Genomic DNA, 21,687 nt, shown 5'->3' with positions numbered 1-21,687 from the left:
GCGACCGGGACGTCGCTGCTGCGGGCCCGGGGTCTGGGTCAGGGGGCTGCGGATTCGGGGCGGTCCGGGCTCGGGCCCGGACGCACGGGTTCAGCCAGAGCGGTGAGCGGGGCCCCGGCTCGGGCCGCCCAGTCCTCCCACTCCTGTGCGGTGCGCTCGGCCAGGATCCGGGTGAGCTGCTCCGGGACGTCGCCCTGCGGGTCGAGGCCCAGGCCGACCAGCGCCTGCACGAAGTGCGGCTCCAGGGCCGCCAGCGCCACGTGGCCCTGGGCGGCCGGGTAGATGCGGTAGTACGGGCTCGCTCCCCCGAGCGGCGACTCCGGGCCGGTCATCCCCCAGCGCACCGGCATGGCCAGATCCAGGGCGGCCTCGCTCAGCGCCGTCTGCTCATGGCCGCCACCGCTGGCCCAGCGGCCGTCGGGCCCGCGGGTTCCATGGCGCTCGCGGGACAGCAGCAGGGTCAGGGCTGCGCTCACAGCGTGTTCGGCGCCGTGCATGTCCGCGCTCAGCGTGCGGGGCAGACGGTCCGGGTCGAGCAGCCCCGCCCCGGCCTGGAAGCTCAGATCGTGCCCGGGACGATCGGCGTGGTCGCCGGGGAAGCCCACCAGGTCGACCTGGCACAGCCCCGGATGCCGCTGGTGCACGGAGGGGAAGTCCAGGCCCAGCCGTCGCAGCGCCCCGGCCCTCGAGGAGCTCAGCAGCAGGTCCGCGACCTCCAGCAGGCCCTCGAGGCGGTCTCGGCCCTCGTCCGACTTGAGGTCCAGGCTCAGGACCTCCTGGCCCCGGTGGAGGTGCTCGAACAGCTCGGGCAGCTGGTGGCGCAGAGGATCTCCGGACGGCGGCAGGATCGTCACGACCCGCGCGCCCAGGCCCTGCAGGCGCGCCGCGGCCACCGGGCCCGGGAGGTTCTGGGCGATCGACACCACCACGAGGCCCTCGAGCGCCCCGGACGGCACCGCCCCTCCGGGCTCGGCGGGCTCGGCGGGGCCGGGCTCGGGGCGCTCGGTCATGCCAGGGTCCCCTCGTCCGCTCGGGCCCGCAGCCAGCCAGAGGGCGCGAAGCGCGGGCCGTAGGCCGCTGCCAGCTCCTCCGCCCGGGCGATGAAGCCGGCCAGGCCGCCCTCGTAGTTGGTCATGAACGTGGCCGGGCCGCCGGTGGCCGGAGGGAAGCCGATGCCGAAGATGCCGCCGATATTCGCCGAGGCAGTGTCGGTGAGCACGCCCTCCTCGAAGCAGGCGCCGGTCTCCAGGGCCATGCGGAACAGCAGCCGGTCCTTCATGTCCTCGGCCGGCAGCTCGGTGCCGCATGCGAAGTGCTCCCTCAGCCCCGGCCACAGGTGCTTGCCGCCGTCGTCCGGGTAGTCGTAGAAGCCCGCCCCGGCAGCGCGTCCGGGCCGCTCGAACTCCTCGACCATGCGGTCCACGAGCGCCTCGCCGGGAGCCACCGGGCGCTCGCGGCCCTCGGCATGGGCGGCCTGGATCTCGGTGTCGCGGATGTGGCGCATGAGGTTCATGGAGATCTCGTCGAACATCGCCAGCGGCGTGCCCGGGAACCCGGCCTGCGAGGCTCGGCGCTCGATGACCTGCGGATCCGCGCCCTCGTCGAGCATGGCCACGGCTTCGAGCAGCAGGGTGCCGAACACGCGCGAGGTGTAGAAGCCCCGGCCGTCGCCCACGCTGATAGCGATCTTGCGGATCTGCTGCGAGAGGTCGTAGGCCCGCTCGAGGGTGCGCTGGGAGGTCTGCTCGCCACTGATGATCTCGACCAGCTTCATCTTCTCGACCGGGGAGAAGAAGTGCAGCCCGATGAAGTCGGCAGGCCGCTCACGACGGGTCTGCAGGGAGGTGATCGGCAGGGTCGAGGTGTTCGAGCACATCAGCGTGTCCGGCCCGACGACGGCCTCGACCTCGGCGAACACGGATGCCTTCAGCTCCGGATCCTCGAAGACCGCTTCGATCACGGCCTCCACCTCCGCCAGGTCCGAGGCCTGATCGGTGGGCAGGATGCGGCCCAGGACCTCGTCGGCCTCCTCCTGCGTCATCCGGCCGCGCTGCACGGCCTTGGCCAGCAGGGACTCGCTGTGCTGACGGCCCTTCTCGGCCTTCTCGACCGAGACGTCCTTCAGATGCACCGTCATGCCGGCGCGAGCGCACTCGTAGGCGATGCCCGCGCCCATCATGCCGGCGCCCAGCACGGCCACCGAGGTGACCTTCTGCGGCTCGGAGGTGCGCTCGCCCAGGAATCGACCGGCCCTGGCTGCCTGCAGGTCGAAGTGGAAGGCCTGGATCATGGCCGTGGAGGTCCGCCCGGTGACCAGTTGCGTGAAGTACCGGGACTCGATGCGGCATGCGGTGTCGAAGTCCACCTGCGCGCCCTCGATCGCGGTGCTCAGTGCTGCCAGTGGAGCCGGCAGGTCCGCGCCCTTGAGCTGCTTGCGCAGGTTGGCGGGGAAGCCGGGCAGGTTCTGGGCGAACGACGGCTGCGCAGGACCGCCGCCGGGGAGGCGGAAGCCCTTGACGTCCCATGCCTTGACGGCGGCGCCCTCGTCCTGGGCGTGCTCGCGCAGCCAGGCCTTGGCCGCAGGGAGCAGGTCCTCCTGCGCCTCGACCACCTCGTCGATGACTCCGGCCTCCAGCGCCTGGGCGGGAGTCTTCTGCGCACCGGGCAGGATCCAGTCCATCAGAGCGGGCTGGATCCCGAGCATGCGGGTCAGGCGGCTGATCCCTCCGGCACCGGGCAGCAGGCCCAGGCTCACCTCAGGCAGGCCGAGCTTGACGCGGGGGCCGTCCGCGCAGAGGCGCCGGTGGCAGGCCAGGGCGATCTCCAGTCCCCCGCCCAGGGCCGAGCCGTTGAGCGCGGCCACGACCGGGATGCCCAGGGTCTCCAGGCGGCGCAGCTGGCCCTTGATGGCCTGAGTCAGGGCGAAGATCTCCTCTTCATCGCCCGCACCAGCCGCCTTCAGGGCCTTGAGGTCTCCCCCGGCGAAGAAGTCCTTCTTGGCGCTGGTCAGCACCACCCCGTCGATCGACTCGCGCTCGGCCTCCAGCCGCTCGAGCGCCTGCTCCAGGCCGTCCTGGTAGGTGCTGTTCATGGTGTTCACGGGGGCACCGGGGTCGTCCATGGTCAGGACGACCAGGTCGCCGTCGCGCTGCCAGGAGATCATGGACTGCTCGGGGGTCGTCGCATCGCTGTCGTGCTGCGTCATCGGTGGGGTTCCCTTCGAAAAGGCTCGTGCGGGCCGGGGCCAGGTGCTGCGGGAGGAGTGCGGACAGTGCGTTCAGATCCGCTGGACGACGGTGGCGATGCCCATGCCGCCGCCGATGCACAGGGTCGCGATGCCGAACTCCTGGTCGCGGCGCTCGAGCTCGTCCACGAGCGTGCCCAGGATCATGGCGCCGGTGGCGCCCAGCGGGTGGCCCATGGCGATCGCGCCGCCGTTGACGTTGGCCTGCTCCTGCGACCAGCCCATGTCCCGCAGCAGCTTCAGCGGGATCGCGGCGAAGGCCTCGTTGATCTCGACCAGGTCGATGTCCGAGGCGCTGAGCCCGGCCACGTCCAGGGCCTTGCGGCAGGCCGGTGTGGGGCCGGTGAGCATGATCGTGGGCTCCGAGCCCACGACCGCCGTGGAGACGATCCGCGCCCGCGGCCGCAGACCGTGACGCTGCCCGGCCTCCTGACTGCCCACGAGCACCAGGGAGGCGCCGTCGACGATCCCCGACGAGCTGCCGGCATGATGCAGGTGCTCGACCCGTTCGATCTCGGGATAGCGGTTGGCCGCGATGAAGTCGAAGCCGCCGGCCTCCCCCACCTTCGCGAAGGCCGGATTCAGCTGCGACAGGGACTCGACGGTGGCTTCCGGGCGGATGGTCTCGTCGCGATCCAGGACGGGCAGCCCGTTCTGGTCCTTCACCGAGATCACCGACTGCGCGAAGCGGCCCTCCTCCCAGGCTCGTGCAGCGCGCTGGTGGCTCTGGACGGCGAACTCGTCGAGCTCGCGGCGGGTGAAGCCCTCGCGAGTGGCGATCAGGTCGGCGGAGACTCCCTGCGGGATGAAATTCGTGGCGATCGCGGTCGCCGGGTCCATGGCCCACGCGCCGCCGTCGGAGGCCATGGGCACACGGGACATGGACTCCACGCCGCCGCCGATCAGCAGGGACTCCCAGCCCGAGCGCACTCGCGCGGCGACCTGGTTCACGGCCTCCAGGCCGGAGCCGCAGAAGCGATTGAGCTGCACGCCGGCCACGTTCTCGGGCATGCCGGCCTTGATGGCTGCGGTGCGGGCGATGTCGGCGCCCTGGTCCCCCACCGGGGTCACGCAGCCCAGGACGATGTCCTCGATGCCCGCCGGGTCCATGTCCGGGTGGCGCTCGCGCAGGGAATCGAGCAGACCGCCGAGCAGGTCGACGGGCTTGACCTCGTGCAGGCTGCCGCGGGGCTTGCCCAGCCCGCGCGGGGTGCGGATGGCATCGAAGATGAGGGCTTCGGCAGGTGCCGTCATGAAGGGGGCCTTTCAGAAGGATCGGGGGTTCGGGCTGCGCGGTCCGTCAGGACTCGGGCTGAAAGGCGTCGGAGTACTCGTCGCGCAGCTTCTTCTTGTTGATCTTGCCGACGGAGGTTCGCGCGATCTCGTCGATGAAGCGGATCTCATCCGGCAGCTGCCACTCGGCGAAGGCGCCGCAGAGGTGCTCGCGCACCGAGGCCTCCGTGACGTCCGAGCCCTCCGAGCGCACCACCAGAGCCAGCGGCCGCTCCTCCCACTTGGGGTGCGGGACGCCGATCACCGTGGCCTCCACGACCCCGTCGAGGGCCATCAGGCGGTTCTCCATGTCGATCGAGGAGATCCACTCGCCGCCGGACTTGATGACGTCCTTGAGCCGATCGGTGATCTTCAGGTAGCCGTGCTCGTTGAGGTAGCCGACGTCGCCGCTGCGCCAGTAGCCCTCCTCGTCGAAACCGGCCTCCGTGGCCTCGGGATTGTCGGCGTAGGAGGCGACGATCCACGGTCCGCGCAGGCGCACCTCGCCGGCGGTGCTGCCGTCGTTCGGGACCTCCTCGCCGGTCGGGTCCACGATCTTCACGTCCACGCCGGCGACCACGAGGCCCTGGTACTTGCGCATTTCCCAGGCCTCCTCCTCGGAGACCCTCGCGGCCACGGACGGCTTCATGCGGTTCATCGTCACGACGGGCGAGGTCTCCGTGGCGCCGTAGGCGTGGACGACCTCCGCTCCGGTGAGCTCGTGGAAGGCCCGCATCATGGACACCGGGGGCTCGCTGGCACCGCACAGGAAGCGCAGGCCATCCAGGCGCGGGGGCGTGTCCATGCGCTTGAGGCTGCGCAGCATGGGCATGAGGATCGCCGGCGCCGCCGGGGCGAGAGTGACCTCCTGCTCCAGGATGGCCGCGGTGAGCATGTCCATGTCATCGAGCGTGAAGCGCCCCGGAAGCACCATCTGCGCTCCCACGGCGGTGGCCGCGAACGGCAGGCCCCAGCACTGCACGTGGAACATGGGCGTGAGCATCATGACCTTGTCCGCACCCGTCAGACCGCTGGTCGAGCTGACGGCCATGGCGTGCAGCCACACGGAGCGGTGGGAGAGGAAGACGCCCTTGGGCCGCCCCGTGGTGCCCGTGGTGTAGCAGGCGGCCGAGGCCGTGGTCTCGGCCATGTTCGGGATCTGCGCCAACGGCTGCGACTCCGCGATCAGCTGCTCGTAGGAGCACACGCCGGGGAGGCCCGCGAACTGCTCGAGCGAGGACTCCGGCCCCACGACGATCCACTGGGTGACCTGCGGGATGTGCTCCCTGAGCCCCTGGGCCAGACGCAGCAGGGTGTGATCGACGATCAGGGTCGTGACCCCGCTGTGGCCGATCACGTAGGCCAGATCCGCCGGGGCCAGGCGCATGTTCAGCTGGACCATGGTGGCGCCCACGAGCGGGATCGAGAAGTAGGACTCGTAGTGCTCCAGGCTGTTCCACAGCAGCACGCCCACGCGGGAGTCCGGGCCGATGCCCATCCCTTCCAGTGCCGAGCCCACCCGCTGGACCCGGTCCCAGGTGGCGGCGTAGTCCGTGGACTGCCACTTCCCGGAGTCGTCCTGATAGGAGATCTGCTGATCCCCGAAGCTGCGGGCTGCATCGCGCAGCATCCGGGTGGTGGTCAGCTGCTCGTGATCGCCCATGGTGGACGGTGCTCCGTGGACCAGCTGCGGCTCTGCGGCCATGGTGGGACTCCTGTGGTCTGACTCACATCGTTGGTGCTCGCAGTCAAGCACGAGATTGCACAGTCGTGCAATACTCCGATTCGGGACGACGGCCGCGTGGGGCGGCGCGCCTGGTCGGAGGGAGCACGGGAATGGATGCGACGACGATCGGCGGGGTCTCGGAGCTGCCAGCCACGGCTCAGCGACTGCGCGCCAGTGCGCTGAGGCTCTACGCACGGCAGGGCCCGACCGGGACCGGCGTGCGGGAGATCGCCGCCGATGCAGGGGCAGCCCCCGGACTGATCCGCCATCACTTCGGCTCCAAGGCGGGACTCACCCGCGCTGTGGACGACCTGGTGCTCTCGGTCATCGCTCAGACGCTGGAGGCGGCCACCGCGCAGTCTGCGGCCTCGGGCGAGGCAGCGGCCGTGAGTGCGGCGAGAGATGCGGCCTTCGCCCGCATGCTGCACGAGCACCCAGATATCGAGGGCTACCTTCGCTGGTGCCTGATCGCCCCGCCCTCCGGCCCAGGCACCGTCTCCGCCGACGACTGCGTCATCAAGGGCGACAGCGCCGATGAGGCCGACGGCGACGGCCTGGCCGAGCGGCTCGTCGACTTCACCCTGGAGGAGGCCAGACGTCTGCGCCATTCGGGAACGGGAGGCAGCCGGGATCTGCGCACCTCCGTGCTGTCCACGCTGCTGCGTCAGATGGGCTCCATGGTGGTGCAGCCGCTCACGGACCGGCTCTGGCAGCGCCTGGAGCCCGCCGCGGATCCAGGAGTGCGCGATGCACCGGCGCCGCGGGTCAGGATCGCGATGCCTGCGCAGTCGCCTGGCGGGCAGGGCTGATCCCGTCCAGCCCCGCCCGATCCGCTCACACTCGGATTCGGCTTTCAGGAGGTCTCGGCGTAGGCATCCTCGTACTCGGCGCGCAGCTTCTTCTTGTTGATCTTGCCGACCGAGGTCCGTGCGATCTCGTCGATGAAGCGGATCTCATCCGGCAGCTGCCAGCGGGCGAAGGAGGCGGACAGGTGCTCGCGCACCGACTCGTCCGTGACGGCGGAGTCCTCCGAACGCACGACCAGCGCCAGAGGCCGCTCCTCCCACTTGGGGTGCGGCACCCCGATCACGGTGGCCTCCACCACTCCGCCCAGGGCGACCAGCGCGTTCTCCATGTCGATCGAAGAGATCCACTCGCCGCCGGACTTGATGACATCCTTGAGCCGGTCCGTGATCTTCAGGTAGCCGTACTCCGTCAGGTAGCCCATGTCGCCGCTGCGCCAGAAGCCGTCCTCATCGAAGCCGGCGTCCGTGGCTTCCGGATTGTCCGCGTAGGAGCGAGTGATCCAGGGACCGCGGTAGCGGAACTCCCCCACGGTCTCGCCGTCCCAGGGCAGCTGCTCCCCCGTGGGATCCACGAGCCGAACCTCCACGCCGGCGGGCACGAGCCCCTGGTACTTGCGCATCTGCCAGGCCTCCTCCTCCGAGACCTTGGCCGCCACCGCCGGCTTCATGCGGTTGATCGTCACCAGCGGCGAGGTCTCCGAGGCGCCGTACAGATGCATGACCTGCGCACCCGTGAGCTCGTGGAAGGACCGGACCATGGACACCGGGGGCTCGCTGCCGCCGCTGATGAAGCGCAGCCGCTCGAGCCGCGGCGGCTCCTCGCGGCGCTTCAGGGCCCGCAGCATGGGCATGAGGATGGCCGGGGCGGCCGGGGAGAACGTGACATCGCATTCGACGATCGAGTCGATCAGCCCGTCGACGTCGTTCAGGTCGAAGCGCCCCGGCAGGACCACGCGCGCCCCGACCATGGTGGCCGCATACGGCAGGCCCCAGCACTGGACGTGGAACATGGGCGTGAGCATCATGACGCCGTCGTCCAGGGTGATCCCGGCGTTGCAGGCCATGGCCGCGGCATGCAGCCACACGGAGCGGTGCGAGTAGTAGACGCCCTTGGGCCGACCCGTGGTGCCGGTCGTGTAGCAGGCGCCCGAGGCGCTGCGCTCGGACATCTCCGGGATGTCCGCCAGCGGCTCGGCCTCCGCCACGAGCTGCTCGTAGGTGCCGGCCTGGGCGATCTCGCCCCAGTCCTCGGCCACGTGGTCATGAGAGGCGACGATCCAGCGGATGTCCTCCGAGACGTGGCGCTTGAGCGTGCGGGCCAGATCCAGCAGGGAGTGATCGATCACGATCACGGACACCCCGCTGTGCTCGATCACGTAGGCCAGATCCGCAGGCGCCAGACGCAGGTTGAGCTGGACCATGGTGGCCCCGGCCAGGGGTACGGAGTAGTAGGACTCGAAGTGGTGCAGCCCGTTCCACAGCAGCAGCCCCACCTTGGATCCGGGGCCCACGCCCATCCCGCTCAGCGCCGAGCCCATGCGCAGGACCCGATCCCAGGTGGCGGCATAGTCGGTGCGCTGCCACGTGCCGTCGTCGGTGCGGTAGAGGATCTCCTGATCCCCGAAGCTGCGCGCCGCGTCCCGCAGCAGGCGTGTGGTGGTCAGCTGCTCGTCGTCGCCCATGGTGGACGGCGTGCCCATGATGAGTTCGCCCTGCGAGGCCATGCGCTCATGCTCCTTCTGTGATCCAGGTCATATTGTGATGACCTGCTCAGTAGACCACGACCCACGGACAGCACAAGCACCCCGCCTGCCTCGCCCGCGTCCTTGGCGACCACGAGCCCGCACCGCGTCCGTGGCATAGTGGCGCGCATCACTGCATCGCGCTGCTCCCGCGCGATGGACGAGAGGAGGGCACCCATGGCCCAGAGCATCCGCGTCAGCCTGGAGGAGCGCATCCTCACCATCACGCTCGACCGTGCCGACAAGCGCAACGCACTGACTCACGAGATGTACACCGGTCTGGCCGAGGCTCTCGAGCGCGCCGAGAACGAGCCCGAGGTGCGCGTGGTGATCCTGCGCGCCGAGGGCGGGCTGTTCACCGCGGGCAACGACCTGGCGGATTTCGCGGATCTGGCCGACGACGACCGCCCGTCCGAGCAGTGGCCCGTCACCCGCTTCCTGCACGCGCTGATCCGCTGCGGCGTCCCCGTGGTCGCCGCCGTCCAGGGCCGTGCGGTGGGCGTGGGGGCCACCATGCTGCTGCACTGCGACCTGGTGGTCCTGGGCGAGGACGCCTCCCTCACGGTCCCGTTCGTTGACCTCGCGCTGGTGCCGGAGGCCTGCTCGAGCCTGCTGCTCCCCCAGCGCATCGGCCACGCCCGAGCCTTCGCCATGTTCGCCCTGGGTCAGCCGATGGGCGCGCAGGAGGCTCTGGCCGCCGGGATCGCGACCTCCGTGGTCCCGCCCGAGCAGATCCACGACGAGGCCCGCCGACTCGCCGAGCAGCTGCTCGCGCGCCCGGCCCGGTCGCTGGCCGAGACCAAGGCCCTGATGCGCGACGTCCCCGCGCTGCTCGAGCACACCCGGCGCGAGATCGAGGTCTTCGCCGCCCGTCTGCGCAGCCCGGAGGCGGCAGAGGCACTGGCGGCTTTCACGCAGAAGCGCCGCCCGGACTTCGCGCAGTTCGAGTGAGTTCCGCTCCGCTCACTCCGTCTCGGGCCACGCAGTCGTCAGGTAGGCCTCCACTGCGCGGTGCTTGAACGAATAGGGGCGACCGCGAGAGATCAGCGCACGAGTACGATCCAGCTGCTGAGCTACGGGGCCGACGGTGGTGGCCTTGGCATAGCCCATGCCGTCGGCAATCTTGCTCAACGTTCTGTCGGCCGGGTCGAGCTCTGTCATCACGTCGATGAACTCGCGCTCCTTGGGAGGGAGTCGCTCCACGATGCGCACCACATGGGACTCTGCCTCGTCGCGCGCCGCAGCCCAGCCGCGCCGCACATCATCAACGGTGATGAGGTCGGAGGAGCCTGCATACCGGGCTCGAGCCCCAGCCAGCTGGAAGATGAAGGGCTCGCCGCAGCACAGCTCGACCAGCAGCTCGCGGGACGCCTCCTCCATGCGAACCCTGGTCGGCAAGCCTTCCTCCTGGAGGATGCTCCAGCCAGGCTCGAGGAACTCGGCGAGCGCGAGCTCGAGGTCAGCATCGGACAGCGGAGCCAGCGTCATGGTCTGGAAACGCCGGGCGAACGTGGCTCCGTGACGGGCGCCAGCACGCTCCTCGCATTCCGGCAGTCCGGTGAGGTAGACGGCGATCGGGAGCGCACGCCTGATCGTTCCTCCGCCGGGGACAGTGACGTCTTCCTGATGACCCAGGGCATCCCCGAGGGAGATCAGCAGCTGCGAGAGCGCCTCTTCTGACGTGATGTTCTGGATCTCATCCAGGTGGATGAAGACCATCGTGTCCTTCTGCTTCCGGACCTCCCGGCCGATCTCGACGAGCAGCTCGGTGAGAGAAGCATGTGGATCGCTGCCGGGCGATTCGCGCAGCGCCACCGATGCCCCTGAGACGGAGACCTGCTGTACACGTGCCAGCACCTCGCGCAGGTTGGCTTCTCTCCGAGCCGGCAGCCCCGCTTTGGCCGCCAGGTCCAGCATGGCCTTGGCGAGCGCTTTGATCGGGTCCGTGCCCAGCGCGATCCGCAGCTGAGTGGTGACCCAGTCACCCCTGGATTCCGCTTCGAGGGCGATACGCATCGGATGCAGGCCCGGCGTCACCTCTCGGGTGCTCGCCTCAGGTCGCTGGACTTCATGCCGAGCGAATCTCCGCCTCCCTCGTCACCTGCTGAACTCCGCCCGAGCCTCGCCACTGGCCTCGACCGGGATCCCGGCGGGGATGAACCAGGCGACCACGGGCGGGCGGGCCACCGCGGTGAGATGGACCCGGGCCGTGCGTCCGTCGGCGGAACCAGTGCCGGAGCCGATCGCAAGGCTGTCCAGATCGTGCTCGGCCTCGACCGTCACCAGGTAGGACTGCGCAGCAGCGGACACGGAGGCGTCGTCGAGCACGGCGGTGGGGGCCGATCCCGCTCCCTCGGTGCCCTGCAGCTCGGTGAAGGTGTCCGCGGCCGCGAGTGCGGCGTGATCCGCGTGAACCTGCAGCTTCCGCTCGGCCAGCTGCACCGAGGTCACCGCCATCACCACGATCACCGCCATCAGCAGGATGAGCATCATCCCGATCACCAGGATCGAGATCTGCCCGTCGTCCTCCTCGGCACGGTGCCGCAGGCCGCGCTGGGCGGTCGTCATGCGTACCGCCCGATCACGACGGTCGAGGAGTGCTCCATCTGCGCGAGCTCCATGGTCCCCACGAACGGGATCCTGGGCAGCCGGATCGTGGCCACCGCCGTGACGGTGGCCGTGGCACCGGCCTCCTGACAGGCCCCGTCGGAGCAGGCCACCGAGACGGCGACCTCGCCGTCGTCGAAGCCCTGATCCGCTGCGGGAAGCGCTGCGGCCGCCTGCACCTGGGCGGTCGAGACCTCCCCGGCCGGCTGGGAGGCCAGCACCTGCGAGCCCTGCTGAGCTGCCGCCACTGCCGCGAAGGCCGCAGCCTGCGCCTGAGCCAGCACACCCACGAAGATCAGGATCGGGACCAGCAGGACCACGCCCACGAGCAGGAACTCGACGACGGCCGAGCCCTCGTCGTCCTCGAGGTCAGTGCTGGTCGCTTCAGGACCAGTCGACGGCATGGCCGCTCACCTCGATCGCCCGGGGCGGACCGAAGGGCCCGACGATCGGCAGCGGCGCCACGACCCGGACCTCGAGCGCAGGAGTGCCGGCGACCTCGGCGGGCACCGCGGTGACATCGCCTGCGAAGCGCCCGCCCACCGAGCCGGTGATCAGCTCGCGGGTCCGGGCCTCGGCATCGGCCGGCCCTCGGTCGGCAAGCGTTCCGTAGCGCGCCCCGTGCGAGGCCGAGTCGATCAGCACATTGCGCACGTGCAGGGCGAACACGAGCTGCAGGGTCAGGGCGAAGAGGATCGCGCTGAGCCCGGCGACCATGGCCCATTCGGCGACCACGGAGCCGTCGTCGCGCCCCTCGGCCCCGGTGGCCGGCTCAGCCACCGGTCACCCGGGAGATGGCGTCGTTGAACAGGCCCTCCAGGGCAGGCTGGGCGATCAGCAGCAGACCGGCCACGAGCACCGCCGACATCAGGGTCAGCATGACCCAGCCGGGGACGTCGCCGCGGTCGGGGTCATCGAGCGGCAGAGCCGACGCCAGCTGCGCGGCAGGACGGGAGGCTGAGGCCTCCTGCGCATCGGTCTCGGGACGGGAGGAGAGTTCGCGGTTCATGGTGCGGCCTTTCGGTAGGGAGCGGTTCGGGCAGAGAGGGAAGACATCACAGATCGAGCTGCAGGACGGCGATGCCGGGGAACACCGCGAAGAGCACGGACAGCGGGAGCACCATGAACACGAGGGGCACCATCATGGCGATCTCCTTGCGTCCGGCCATCTCCATGAGCTCGCGCTTGTCCTGATCGCGGACGTCCTGCGCCTGCGAGCGCAGGACCTCGGCGAGCGGGGTGCCGCGCTCCATGGCCACGGCGATGCCGGCGACGAAGCGCGAGATGTGCGTGACCTCGACACGGTCGGCGAACTCCTGCAGCGATTCGGTGAGCGGAGTACCGGAGCGGGTCCGATCGAGCACGGCGCGGAACTGCTCGGCCAGCACCCCCTCGGCGATCCGGCTCACGCGCTCGAGGGCGCCCAGGGTGGACTCGCCTGCGCCGACGGACAGGGCCAGAAGCTCGGCGATCGCGGGGAACTCGGCCAGCATCCTCGTCTCACGGCTGGAGATCCGGCTGCCGAGCCGCCAGCTGCGCGCCCAGGCGCCGCTGAGCGCACCGGCGACGAGCAGCAGCAGGATCGCCGGCCCCGGCGCGCCGAGGCGCAGAACGGCCCCCACGCCCCACACACCCCCGATCACCGCACCGGCCAGTGCGCAGAGGACCTGCTCGGTCCGGTAGTCGGCCAGGCTGCGGCCCGCCCCCTCGCGCTCGAGCCGGCGCAGCAGCTGGCGCTGGCCCTCGCCACCGATGCGCCGGCCCAGCCCCAGGCCCACCGGGGAGGCCAGCGCCATGGCGATGGCCAGCAGTCCGCGCTGATCGCGGGCGCGGACATGCTCGGCATGGCGCACGGCGGGATCCGTCGCGCGCATCTGCAGGACCACTCGCCGGGTGAAGCGACGGCGGGAACTGGCCGGCGCGGGCACGATCATCAGCCAGAGCCCGAGCCCCAGGACGGTGCCGATGATCAGCGGGATAGCCAGCGGCAGACTCATCGCAGCACCCGCTCGGGCTCGGGCAGAGCCCCCAATCGCAGCATGAGGCGGTAGGCGATCGCGGAGATCGCCAGCCCGCCGAGCAGCACGACGGCGCCGGCGGGGCTGTCATAGGCGCTCACCGCCGCCGGCTGGCTGGCCATGAGCAGCAGGATGAGCCAGGGCGCGGCCACGGACAGCCGCGCTGCGTTGACCGTCCACGACTGGCGGGCCTCCAGCTCGCTGCGGGTCCGCGAGTTCTCGCGCAGGAACTCCGAGAGGGTGCCCAGAAGCCGACCCAGGTCCGTGCCGCCCACCTCCCGGGTGACGCGCAGGGATTCGATGATGTTGTCCGCCACCGGATCAGCGAGCTCTTCCTTGAGGGCATCCAGCGCCGGGAGGAACTGACCTGTGGCCCGGTAGTCGCCGGCGAAGCGCGCGAAGGCCGGCTGCACGATCTCTGGACCGCGGTGCTGCAGCTGGGCCAGGGCCTCGGGCAGTGAGAGCCCCGCGCGGATGGCAGAGCGCAGCATGTCCACCACGTCCGGCCACACGGTGCGCAGCTGATGTGTTCGCCGTCGCATGCGCCGGCCCAGCATGGACCACGGGACGAACAGCGCCACGATGCCCGCACACAGGCCGAAGACCGCACCCCCGGACACGGCCCACACGAGAACCCCGGCCGCGACCGCCACCATGACGGACAGCAGCACGAACGAACCGGGGCGCACGGCATGCATCCCGGCGCGATCCAGTCGCCTGCGCAACAGGCGCTCACGTCGTCGTCGCTGCGCGCGGGGCGCGACCTGGGCCCAGAACGACCACCAGATCAGGCACAGCCCCGCGCCCAGAAGCAGACCGAGCAGGACACCGGTGATCATCGTCCCGACCCTTTCTCGTGATCGCGGCCCAGGCACTCGCGCACCTGCTCGGTGGCGATGCCGGCCAGCGCGAACTTCTCCGGCGCGGGAACTTCCGCGCCGACGGCGATCAGGTCGCCGTGGACCCGATGGAACAGCGGAGAGGTCTCGATGACCCCGTTCTCGACCCGTGTGCCGACGGCCAGGATCTCCTCGACCTCCCGGTGCCCGTCGGGACGACGACGGCAGTGGACCACCAGATCGAAGCACGCGGCCACGGTGGGCACGACGAACGCCGAGGAGATGTTCTCCCCTGCCAGTAGCGGCAGCGTGCAGATCTTGGTGACCGCGTCCCGGGCCGAGTTCGCGTGCAGGCTGGCCATTCCCGGCAGCCCGGCGTTCAGCGCGATGAGCATGTCCAGGGATTCCGCCTCGCGGACCTCCCCCACGATCAGGCGGTCAGGCCGCATGCGCAGCGCCTCCTTCACGAGCCGGCGCATGGGGATCTCACCGGTGCCCTCGAGATTCGCCTGGCGGCACTGCATCCCCACCACATCGCGCAGGGGGATCTGCAGCTCGAAGATCTCCTCGACCGTCACTACCCTCTGCCTGGGGTCGATCTGGGCGCACAGGCAGTTGAGCATGGTGGTCTTGCCCGCCTGCGTGGCCCCGGAGACCAAGATGTTCAGCCCGGCACGCACAGCCTCCGAGAGGAATGTCCCCGCCTCCGGGCTCATGGAGCCCAGCCGGACCATGTCCGCGATGCGCCGTGCCGCGACCACGAACTTGCGGATGTTCACCGACCAGTGCTCGCGGGTGACATCCGGGATCACCACGTGCAGGCGCGATCCGTCGGGAAGCGAGGCATCCACGAACGGCGAGCTCAGATCCAGGCGCCGTCCGGAGCGGCGCAGCATCCGCTCCACCAGCTGACGGACCTCCTCAGGCTCCACATGCAGCCCGGTCAGCTCGGACTCGCCGCCGCGGGCGACGAAGACCTCATCGGGTCCGTTGATCCAGATCTCCTCGATCGAGTCGTCGTCCAGCAGCGGCTGCAGCACCCCGAAGCCGGCCACCGCATCCAGGATCCGATGCCGGACCGCCTCCAGGTCCTCGAACGACTCCGAGCCCGTGCGCGCCGAGACCTGATCATGGTCGTTGAGGACAGCCTCGACGATCGCCGCCACTTCAGTGGGTGCCTCGAAGGGATCGAGGCCCCGACGACGCACCTGCTCGCGGACCTCGGCGATCACCCGTGAGCTGAGCTGCGACTGCCCGTCCTGCTCCAGGCGGCGACGCCCTCGCGCCTGGGAGAGGTCCCGCAGGCGCGCCTGTCCCTGCAGCACTGCAGCCATCACGGCCCCCGTTCCGCTCGACGACATCGAATGACTGGAATCTAGGGCTCAGTGCAAGGGCGGACCATGGGCCTTGGTCCAGGGTGTGGATAAGTCATCGCCCACCTGGACCGATACCGCCGCACTGTCTCGGAAGTGACTGCAAAGTAGCGACGCAGAATGATCATTCGTTGACTTCGGCGCTGCCGGTACGTCGGGACGAGCTTCCGGAAGTGCTCGATCCGAAGCAGCCCCTCGACTTCCGAATACGATCCGAATACTCTGACGGTATGACTCCTCCCATCGGCATGCCTGCAGCCATCCGACGTTCCTCGGACCTGAGCAAGCACTCGGCCGAGGTCTTCGCCGAAGCCGAGGACCATCCCGTCACAGTGACTCGCCGCGATGGCGAGCCCCTGGTCCTGATGTCTCAGCGGGAAGCGGAGGGCAGACAGCAGCTTCTGCACCTGGCGGCCACCCTCATCACGGTGGCCCTTGAAGATGGCCCCCTGACGCAGAACATGTCGAAGCGGTACCCGTGGATGTACGCCTTGAGCACTGAGGACCGGGATCAGTGCGCCCAGGATCTGATCGACGCCGCACGAGCCTCGTTCTCGACCTCACAGCCGCACTTGGCGGTCGCCAAGCTCACGTCGTGGCGCGAGACCGCAACCGCCATCGCCGCGGGACTCGGCCACGAGCCGATCGAGTGGCTCGACGACACCGAAGAGACGACGCCCGTCGAGCGCCCTTGACCCATGGGCAAGGCGAACCCGGTCCCGCGGCCACCGAAGAAGTCGGAATTCACGCTGACGTTCGGGTCGACATCCGCGAAGAGAGGATGGCGCGATCTCGTGGCGACATACCGCAACCCGATGGCCGATGCCTGGGACTTCCTCACCCGGACGCCGACGACCAGGACACCCACGAATTACCCGCTCGAGGGGTCATTGTCGACCATCACACGAGATGGCCGGTCCCATCAGCGGTGGCATCACAAGCCCACGCTCAAAGGCAGTGCCCGCCTCTGGTTCTACGTAGAAGACAGGACTGTCGTTCTCGAACAGGTGCACACGGCACATCCCAAGGAGACGCTGTAGCCGCCGCGACACGGGCCCGGGGACCACTTCCCCAGGCTCTGCGCCACCCGCTCCACGAGGCCCTGTCCGTCGGTGAGGGTGCGCTGCGGGCGCTCCTCGACCGAGAGCGTCTCCTCCATCTGACGCACCCCGTCGGGCTTGCGCCGGCCCAGGGTGTAGTCGCTGCAGGCCAGGTCGGAGCAGATGTAGGAGCCCACGCTGCTGTAGCGGTCCTTGGCGGACTTGGGCCACTTGGGGTCGATCCAGCCCAGGACGATCTGCCCGTCCCACTCGAGCTGATCCAGGTGCTGCGGCACGGCCAGGCGCTGGGCCGCCCCCTTGGAGCAGTTCAGGAAGCTCTTGCGGATCTCGGACTCTGAGTGGGTGTGCACGGGGACGGCTTTCTGTGACAGGAGGGCGGAAGCAGGCAGCACCCGCAGGGCGGCGGCGGAGCTATCACAGCCGACATGACTGTGAACGAGAACACAGGGGCGGATAGATTGCGCCCATGTCAGCCGTACCGGATCTGTACAGCGATCTCACCGCCGCGATCGACCTCGACTCATCGCAGGCCGCCCCCGTCGGCGGCCCCCGGCTGTGGTGGTGCGGGCCCCTGGACGTGGAGGGCCTGGCGCTGGGCTCGGCGCAGGCCGCGGCCACGGGGCTCGCCCAGCTCACCGGACGCTCCTTCGCCGTGGACGCCCAGCGCGTGGCCGCCTCCTTCGCCTCGATCTCGCACCTGCGCATCAACGGGCGCGCTCCGAGCGCCTTCGCCCCGCTGTCCGGCTTCCATCCCACCGCCGATGGCTGGGTGCGCCTGCACGCCAACTACCCGCACCATGCCAGGGCCCTCGAGCGCGCGCTGGGGGCCTCGACCCCCGAGCGGCTGCGGGAGCGGCTGGCCGCACGTGAGGCGCTCGACGTCGAGCAGTGCGTGCGCGACGCCGGCGGAGTGGCCGCCGCCGTGCGCACCCCCGAGCAGTGGTCCCGCACGGCCAGCGGACGAGCCGCCGCGCAGGGCCCGTGGATCCGCTTCCGCTCCTCGGGCATCCCCGTGCGCCGGTGGGAGCCGACCGCCGCCGCCGACGATGCCCCGCTGCGCGGCCTGCGCGTCCTGGATCTCACGCGCGTCATCGCCGGCCCCAGCGGCTCGCGGCTGCTCGCAGCGCTGGGCGCCGATGTGCTGCGGGTGGATCCGCCGTCGATCCCCGAGCTGCCCGATCAGCACGTGGACACGGGCTTCGGCAAGCGCAGCGTCGTGCTGGACCTGCGCAACGGCCAGGGTCTCAAGGCCCTGGACCGGCTGCTCGACGACGCCCACATCCTGCTGCTCGGCTACCGCGGCGGGGCGCTGTGGCACTTCGGCGTGGAGGACGACCAACCCGTCATCGAGCGCCCCGGCCTGCGGGTCGTGCGTCTGAGCGCCTGGGGCGAGACCGGACGCTGGGCGGGAACCCGCGGGTTCGACAGCATCGTCCAGGCGGCCTCGGGCATCGCCCACATCTACCGATCCCCCGACGGATCCCCCGGCGCCCTTCCCGTCCAGGCCCTGGATCATGCGACCGGACTGGGCATGGTCGCCGCGGCGAGCGCGCTGCTGGCCTCGGACCACGCCGACGTGGCGCACCTGGCCCTGGCGCGCACGGCCACCGAGCTGCTCAGCGCACCGCGCACGCCCCAGCCGCCGCGGCACATGCCGGTCCCGGTGCGCAGCATGCGCACCGGGGACCACGGCCACCTGCGCTTCGTGCCGCCGCCGCTGCTGCTCGACGGCCGCGGGGTGGAGTACGCGCAGGGTCCGGGCCGCTATGGCGGCGCCGACCCCTGGTTCCTGGACCGTGCGCCGGGCGGCCGCGGCTGAGCCGCGTCCTGCTCCTCGCAGCTACGGGCTAGGAACGATCCACCTCGGATGCCGCGATCCCCAGGTGGCCGAGAATGGATTCCAGGTGGGTGCGCATGGCCTGCGCGTTGGGCTCGGCCTCGCCGGCAGCTATGGCCTCCAGGATCTCCCGGTGCTCCCGCAGCTCGATGTCCTCAGCCAGGTGCCAGCGCAGCTCCGGGAGCACATGGTGGGCGCGGACCATCTCTCGGTGCAGCCCGTCCAGGACAGCGCTGAGGCGGCCGCTGTGGGCGATCCTCGAGATCTCGGCGTGGAAGTCGCGCGCTCGCAGCGTGCGCTCCAGCGGTTCGAGCCCCGTGGCATCGCACTGGGCCTCCCAACGCTCGCGCAGGCGCTGGATGGCCTCGGCATCGGCAGTGCGGGCAGCGAGTGCGGCGGTATGAGCCTCGAGCACCGCACGCAGATCCAGGATCTACAGCAGGTCGGCGGCATCCATGTCCCTGATGCGGTAGCCCTTCTTGGGCAGCACCTCCACCAGACCCTCTGCCGCGAGCTCCTGCAGGGCCTCGCGCACCGGCGTCTTGGAGGCCCCGAAGCTCACGGCGAGCTCCGGCTCGATCACACGCTGGCCGGGCTTCAGCTGCCCCGCCAGTCTCTGCGAGCGCAGCGAGGCCTCGGATCAACTCACACCCGGAGCCCGCCGAGCCCCGTTCGCGGCCGTCACGGGCACCCTGATCGAGTGGTACGACTCGCCCTCTACGGGGCTGCCGCGGGACTGGTGATCGCTCCGCTGTTCTTCGCGGCCACCGACACCGGGGCCACCATGGCCGCCTTCCTGACCTTCGCCGTCGGATTCATCGCCCGTCCGGTGGGCGGTCTGGTGATCGGACACATCGGCGATGCACTCGGCCGTCGTCCGGCCATGTTGATCACGATCATCCTCAAGGGCGTAGCCACCGTCGGCATCGGCGCCCTGCCCACCGCCCAGTCGATCGGCGCCCTGGCACCGGTCCTGCTGGTGGCGCTGCGCCTGATCCAGGGCATGGGCGCCGGTGCGGAGCTGGCCGGCGCCATGACGATCGTCGCCGAGTTCGCCCCGCCGAAGCGCAAGGGGCTGTACACCTCGCTCGTGCTGTCCACTCCCCCGGCCGGCATCGCTCTGGCCACCGCGGCTTTCCTGGCCGCGGCCAGCCTGGGCGATGAGGCGCTGCTCGGCTGGGCCTGGCGCCTGCCCTTCCTCGTCTCCGCGGTGCTGTTCCTGCTGGCGATCTACATCCGCCGCAGCCTGGAGGAGACCCCGGAGCACCGCGCCGCAGTCCAGGGTGCCGAGAACGAGCGCACCAAGCTGCCCGTCATGGCGCTGCTGCGCCGCAGCCCGCTCGAGCTGATCATCGGCTTCCTGGCCATGACCGGGCACAACTGCCTCAACTACGCCATGGCCGTGTTCGCCATCTCCCTGATGACCTCCCCACAGGTCGGCCTGGAGCGCACTCCGGCCCTGCTGGCGGTGACCCTGGGCAGCCTCGTGGGCGTCGTGGCCACGCCGTTCGGCGGAGCAGCAGCCGATCGGATGGGCGCAGCCCGTGTCCTGGGGCTGGGGTGCGCGCTGGGCTCCGCCTACGCCTTCCCCCTGCTGCTCGGGCTCTCCAGCGGCAGCGCCGTCGTGGCCGCTGTGGCCATCGCCGGCGGCTACGGCCTGGTCATCGCCCTGACCTCGGGCTCCCAGGGCGCGTTCCTGGCCCAGCTGTTCCCGGCGGCCGAGCGCTACAGCGGGATCGCGATCGCCCGCGAGATCAACGGCGCGATCGTGGCCGGGCTGACGCCTGCGGCGCTCGTGTGGATCATCGATCTCGCCGGCGGGCGCGTGCTGGCCGGTGCCGCCGCCGTCAGTGCCGCGTGCCTCATCTCACTGCTCGCGGTGATCCTCGGATCCCGCCTGTCCTCCGACCCCGAAGCCCCAGGAGTCCGCTGACATGAACCGCACCCGCCTATCCCGCCAGGTGCCGCGCTGGTCCGAGCTGCGACCGCTGCTGTCCTTCGAGCGTCCCGGCCTGCCGGATCGGGCGCACCGGCTGCAGCGTGCCGCCGACATCGGCGACCTCCGGCGCATCGCCCGGCGCCGCACGCCCAAGGCGGCCTTCGACTACGTCGACGGCGCCGCCCTGTCCGAGCAGACCGCCCGCGGGTCGCGCCAGGCATTCGACGAGGTCGAGCTGTCCCCGCGGGTCCTGCGCGGGATCGGCGAGGTCGACCTGCGGGTGCGCATCGCCGGCGGCGAGTCCGCCCTGCCCGTGGGCATCGCTCCCACCGGCTTCACCCGGTTCATGCACAGCGAGGGCGAGGACGCCGGGGCGGCCGCCGCACGGCGCTTCGGCATCCCGTTCAGCCTCTCGACCATGGGCACCCGCTCGGTGGAGCAGGTCGCCGAGGTCTCCGGCGAGGGCCGGCGCTGGTTCCAGCTCTACCTCTGGAAGGACCGCCGCGCCTCCGAGGAGCTGGTGCGCCGCGCGTGGGAGACCGGCTACGACAACCTGCTGGTCACCGCCGACACCCCCGTGGCCGGACTGCGCCTGCGCGACACCCGCAACGGCATGACCATCCCGCCCAAGCTGCGCCTGTCCACCGTGCTGGATGCCTCCTACCGCCCGGAGTGGTGGCTGAACTTCCTGAGCACGGATCCCCTGAGCTTCGCCTCGCTCTCCGGCACCGGCGCCTCCCTGCCCGAGGTCATCAACTCGATGTTCGAGCCGACCCTTGACTTCGAGGACCTCGAGTGGATCCGCTCGGTCTGACCCGGGAAGCTCTTCCTCAAGGGCGTGCTCGGCGTCGAGGACGCCCAGCGCGCCATGGCCGCCGGCGCCGACGGAGTCGTGGTCTCCAGCCACGGCGGCCGCCAGCTCGACCGGGTCATCCAGCCGCTGCGTGCGCTGCCGCGCATCCGCGAGGCCCTCGGACCGGACGCGGAGATCATCTACGACTCGGGAATCCTCTCCGGCACGGACGCGATCATCGCCCTGGCCCTGGGGGCGGACTTCACCCTGATCGGACGCGCCTACCTCTACGGGCTCATGGCCGGCGGGCAGGAGGGCGTGGAGCGCGCGCTCGAGCTGCTCGAGCAGGAGATGCGCGTGACCATGCACCTGCTCGGGGTGGCCACGATCGACGAGCTGCACCCCGGACTCATCACCGGGGACTGAGACG

At 70.5% G+C, this 21,687-nt stretch carries 21 protein-coding genes and 1 pseudogene; 6 read left to right on the top strand and 16 right to left on the bottom strand.

Features of this window, described 5'->3' with window-relative positions; all coding sequences use genetic code 11:
• Positions 1–38 precede the first annotated feature (38 nt).
• The 4 genes from M3E84_RS06780 to M3E84_RS06765 form a co-directional block, all read right to left on the bottom strand.
• Positions 39–1,010, bottom strand: coding sequence for a CoA transferase (locus M3E84_RS06780; RefSeq protein WP_259895458.1), 972 nt, complete (start codon positions 1,008–1,010; stop codon positions 39–41).
• On the bottom strand, positions 1,007–3,205 hold the full coding sequence (locus M3E84_RS06775; RefSeq protein WP_259895457.1) for a 3-hydroxyacyl-CoA dehydrogenase NAD-binding domain-containing protein: 2,199 nt from the start codon (positions 3,203–3,205) through the stop codon (positions 1,007–1,009). Before M3E84_RS06775 ends, M3E84_RS06780 begins: the two co-directional genes overlap by 4 nt.
• Positions 3,206–3,277: 72 nt before the next feature.
• On the bottom strand, positions 3,278–4,498 hold the full coding sequence (locus M3E84_RS06770) for an acetyl-CoA C-acetyltransferase (RefSeq protein WP_259895456.1): 1,221 nt from the start codon (positions 4,496–4,498) through the stop codon (positions 3,278–3,280).
• Between the two features lie 46 nt (positions 4,499–4,544).
• The gene (locus M3E84_RS06765; protein WP_259895455.1) at positions 4,545–6,221 is read right to left on the bottom strand and encodes a long-chain-fatty-acid--CoA ligase; all 1,677 of its coding nucleotides are present in this window, start codon (positions 6,219–6,221) and stop codon (positions 4,545–4,547) included.
• A 131-nt stretch (positions 6,222–6,352) separates the two neighbouring features.
• On the opposite strand from M3E84_RS06765, the gene M3E84_RS06760 reads away from it, so the two are divergent.
• The gene (locus M3E84_RS06760; protein ID WP_259895454.1) at positions 6,353–7,051 is read left to right on the top strand and encodes a TetR/AcrR family transcriptional regulator; all 699 of its coding nucleotides are present in this window, start codon (positions 6,353–6,355) and stop codon (positions 7,049–7,051) included.
• Between the two features lie 44 nt (positions 7,052–7,095).
• Here M3E84_RS06760 and M3E84_RS06755 read toward each other — a convergent pair whose 3' ends face one another.
• On the bottom strand, positions 7,096–8,772 hold the full coding sequence (locus M3E84_RS06755; RefSeq protein WP_259895453.1) for a long-chain-fatty-acid--CoA ligase: 1,677 nt from the start codon (positions 8,770–8,772) through the stop codon (positions 7,096–7,098).
• Positions 8,773–8,967: 195 nt separating this feature from the next.
• Between M3E84_RS06755 and M3E84_RS06750 the strand changes: the two genes are divergently transcribed.
• The gene (locus tag M3E84_RS06750) at positions 8,968–9,741 is read left to right on the top strand and encodes an enoyl-CoA hydratase-related protein (RefSeq protein ID WP_259895452.1); all 774 of its coding nucleotides are present in this window, start codon (positions 8,968–8,970) and stop codon (positions 9,739–9,741) included.
• A gap of 12 nt (positions 9,742–9,753) precedes the next feature.
• Here the strand turns inward: M3E84_RS06750 and M3E84_RS06745 are convergent, their stop codons facing one another.
• Genes M3E84_RS06745 through M3E84_RS06710 form a run of 8 tightly spaced genes read right to left on the bottom strand, consistent with a single transcriptional unit; the run spans position 9,754 to position 15,588 of the window.
• Positions 9,754–10,827, bottom strand: coding sequence for an ATP-binding protein (locus M3E84_RS06745; protein WP_259895451.1), 1,074 nt, complete (start codon positions 10,825–10,827; stop codon positions 9,754–9,756).
• Between the two features lie 60 nt (positions 10,828–10,887).
• Complete coding sequence (locus M3E84_RS06740) at positions 10,888–11,358, bottom strand: pilus assembly protein TadG-related protein (protein WP_259895450.1); 471 nt, start codon at positions 11,356–11,358, stop codon at positions 10,888–10,890.
• A complete protein-coding gene (locus M3E84_RS06735) occupies positions 11,355–11,801 on the bottom strand; it encodes a hypothetical protein (protein WP_259895449.1) in 447 nt (148 codons plus the stop codon). Before M3E84_RS06735 ends, M3E84_RS06740 begins: the two co-directional genes overlap by 4 nt.
• Positions 11,782–12,177, bottom strand: coding sequence for a pilus assembly protein (locus tag M3E84_RS06730; protein ID WP_311200446.1), 396 nt, complete (start codon positions 12,175–12,177; stop codon positions 11,782–11,784). The genes M3E84_RS06735 and M3E84_RS06730 overlap by 20 nt, the downstream gene beginning before the upstream one ends.
• Positions 12,170–12,406: a hypothetical protein gene (locus M3E84_RS06725; protein ID WP_259895448.1), complete on the bottom strand. Its 237-nt coding sequence runs from the start codon at positions 12,404–12,406 to the stop codon at positions 12,170–12,172. The genes M3E84_RS06730 and M3E84_RS06725 overlap by 8 nt, the downstream gene beginning before the upstream one ends.
• 46 nt (positions 12,407–12,452) lie before the next feature.
• Positions 12,453–13,394 carry a type II secretion system F family protein gene (locus M3E84_RS06720; RefSeq protein WP_259895447.1) on the bottom strand — a complete coding sequence of 314 codons (942 nt, stop codon included), beginning with the start codon at positions 13,392–13,394 and terminating at the stop codon, positions 12,453–12,455.
• Positions 13,391–14,254 (bottom strand): type II secretion system F family protein, encoded by an 864-nt coding sequence (locus M3E84_RS06715; RefSeq protein WP_259895446.1) that lies wholly within the window; start codon positions 14,252–14,254, stop codon positions 13,391–13,393. Before M3E84_RS06715 ends, M3E84_RS06720 begins: the two co-directional genes overlap by 4 nt.
• Positions 14,251–15,588 (bottom strand): CpaF family protein, encoded by a 1,338-nt coding sequence (locus tag M3E84_RS06710; protein ID WP_259895445.1) that lies wholly within the window; start codon positions 15,586–15,588, stop codon positions 14,251–14,253. Before M3E84_RS06710 ends, M3E84_RS06715 begins: the two co-directional genes overlap by 4 nt.
• Positions 15,589–15,857: 269 nt before the next feature.
• On the opposite strand from M3E84_RS06710, the gene M3E84_RS06705 reads away from it, so the two are divergent.
• The gene (locus tag M3E84_RS06705) at positions 15,858–16,322 is read left to right on the top strand and encodes a prevent-host-death protein (protein ID WP_259895466.1); all 465 of its coding nucleotides are present in this window, start codon (positions 15,858–15,860) and stop codon (positions 16,320–16,322) included.
• 278 nt (positions 16,323–16,600) lie between these two features.
• Here the strand turns inward: M3E84_RS06705 and M3E84_RS06695 are convergent, their stop codons facing one another.
• A complete protein-coding gene (locus tag M3E84_RS06695) occupies positions 16,601–17,038 on the bottom strand; it encodes an FBP domain-containing protein (protein ID WP_259895443.1) in 438 nt (145 codons plus the stop codon).
• 116 nt (positions 17,039–17,154) lie between these two features.
• Here M3E84_RS06695 and M3E84_RS06690 point away from each other — a divergent pair, with 116 nt between their 5' ends.
• Positions 17,155–18,507, top strand: a complete 1,353-nt coding sequence (locus M3E84_RS06690) for a CoA transferase (protein ID WP_259895442.1) — start codon at positions 17,155–17,157, stop codon at positions 18,505–18,507.
• Between the two features lie 28 nt (positions 18,508–18,535).
• Here M3E84_RS06690 and M3E84_RS06685 read toward each other — a convergent pair whose 3' ends face one another.
• Positions 18,536–18,949, bottom strand: a complete 414-nt coding sequence (locus M3E84_RS06685; protein WP_311200447.1) for an FCD domain-containing protein — start codon at positions 18,947–18,949, stop codon at positions 18,536–18,538.
• Positions 18,950–18,958: 9 nt separating this feature from the next.
• Positions 18,959–19,108, bottom strand: coding sequence for a GntR family transcriptional regulator (locus M3E84_RS06680; RefSeq protein ID WP_396415580.1), 150 nt, complete (start codon positions 19,106–19,108; stop codon positions 18,959–18,961).
• A gap of 117 nt (positions 19,109–19,225) precedes the next feature.
• Between M3E84_RS06680 and M3E84_RS06675 the strand changes: the two genes are divergently transcribed.
• Together M3E84_RS06675 and M3E84_RS06670 are read left to right on the top strand one after the other, a co-directional pair.
• Complete coding sequence (locus M3E84_RS06675) at positions 19,226–20,458, top strand: MFS transporter (protein ID WP_259895440.1); 1,233 nt, start codon at positions 19,226–19,228, stop codon at positions 20,456–20,458.
• Position 20,459: 1 nt separating this feature from the next.
• Positions 20,460–21,683, top strand: a pseudogene (locus tag M3E84_RS06670) (alpha-hydroxy-acid oxidizing protein).
• Positions 21,684–21,687 lie beyond the last annotated feature (4 nt).

The sequence above is a fragment of the Kocuria sp. p3-SID1428 genome, assembly GCF_025149945.1.
In the GTDB taxonomy this organism is placed as follows: domain Bacteria; phylum Actinomycetota; class Actinomycetes; order Actinomycetales; family Micrococcaceae; genus Kocuria.
The sequence above is the reverse complement of the archived record's forward strand: the minus strand, read 5'-3'. Positions and strand labels throughout refer to the sequence as shown.

Bases quoted from the DNA above. Each gene is read 5' to 3' on its own strand.
- M3E84_RS06780 (WP_259895458.1), bottom strand. From the start codon at position 1,010: ATGACCGAGCGCCCCGAGCCCGGCCCCGCCGAGCCCGCCGAGCCCGGA.
- M3E84_RS06775 (WP_259895457.1), bottom strand. From the start codon at position 3,205: ATGACGCAGCACGACAGCGATGCGACGACCCCCGAGCAGTCCATGATC.
- M3E84_RS06770 (WP_259895456.1), bottom strand. From the start codon at position 4,498: ATGACGGCACCTGCCGAAGCCCTCATCTTCGATGCCATCCGCACCCCG.
- M3E84_RS06765 (WP_259895455.1), bottom strand. From the start codon at position 6,221: ATGGCCGCAGAGCCGCAGCTGGTCCACGGAGCACCGTCCACCATGGGC.
- M3E84_RS06760 (WP_259895454.1), top strand. From the start codon at position 6,353: ATGGATGCGACGACGATCGGCGGGGTCTCGGAGCTGCCAGCCACGGCT.
- M3E84_RS06755 (WP_259895453.1), bottom strand. From the start codon at position 8,772: ATGGCCTCGCAGGGCGAACTCATCATGGGCACGCCGTCCACCATGGGC.
- M3E84_RS06750 (WP_259895452.1), top strand. From the start codon at position 8,968: ATGGCCCAGAGCATCCGCGTCAGCCTGGAGGAGCGCATCCTCACCATC.
- M3E84_RS06740 (WP_259895450.1), bottom strand. From the start codon at position 11,358: ATGACGACCGCCCAGCGCGGCCTGCGGCACCGTGCCGAGGAGGACGAC.
- M3E84_RS06735 (WP_259895449.1), bottom strand. From the start codon at position 11,801: ATGCCGTCGACTGGTCCTGAAGCGACCAGCACTGACCTCGAGGACGAC.
- M3E84_RS06725 (WP_259895448.1), bottom strand. From the start codon at position 12,406: ATGAACCGCGAACTCTCCTCCCGTCCCGAGACCGATGCGCAGGAGGCC.
- M3E84_RS06720 (WP_259895447.1), bottom strand. From the start codon at position 13,394: ATGAGTCTGCCGCTGGCTATCCCGCTGATCATCGGCACCGTCCTGGGG.
- M3E84_RS06715 (WP_259895446.1), bottom strand. From the start codon at position 14,254: ATGATCACCGGTGTCCTGCTCGGTCTGCTTCTGGGCGCGGGGCTGTGC.
- M3E84_RS06710 (WP_259895445.1), bottom strand. From the start codon at position 15,588: ATGGCTGCAGTGCTGCAGGGACAGGCGCGCCTGCGGGACCTCTCCCAG.
- M3E84_RS06705 (WP_259895466.1), top strand. From the start codon at position 15,858: ATGACTCCTCCCATCGGCATGCCTGCAGCCATCCGACGTTCCTCGGAC.
- M3E84_RS06690 (WP_259895442.1), top strand. From the start codon at position 17,155: ATGTCAGCCGTACCGGATCTGTACAGCGATCTCACCGCCGCGATCGAC.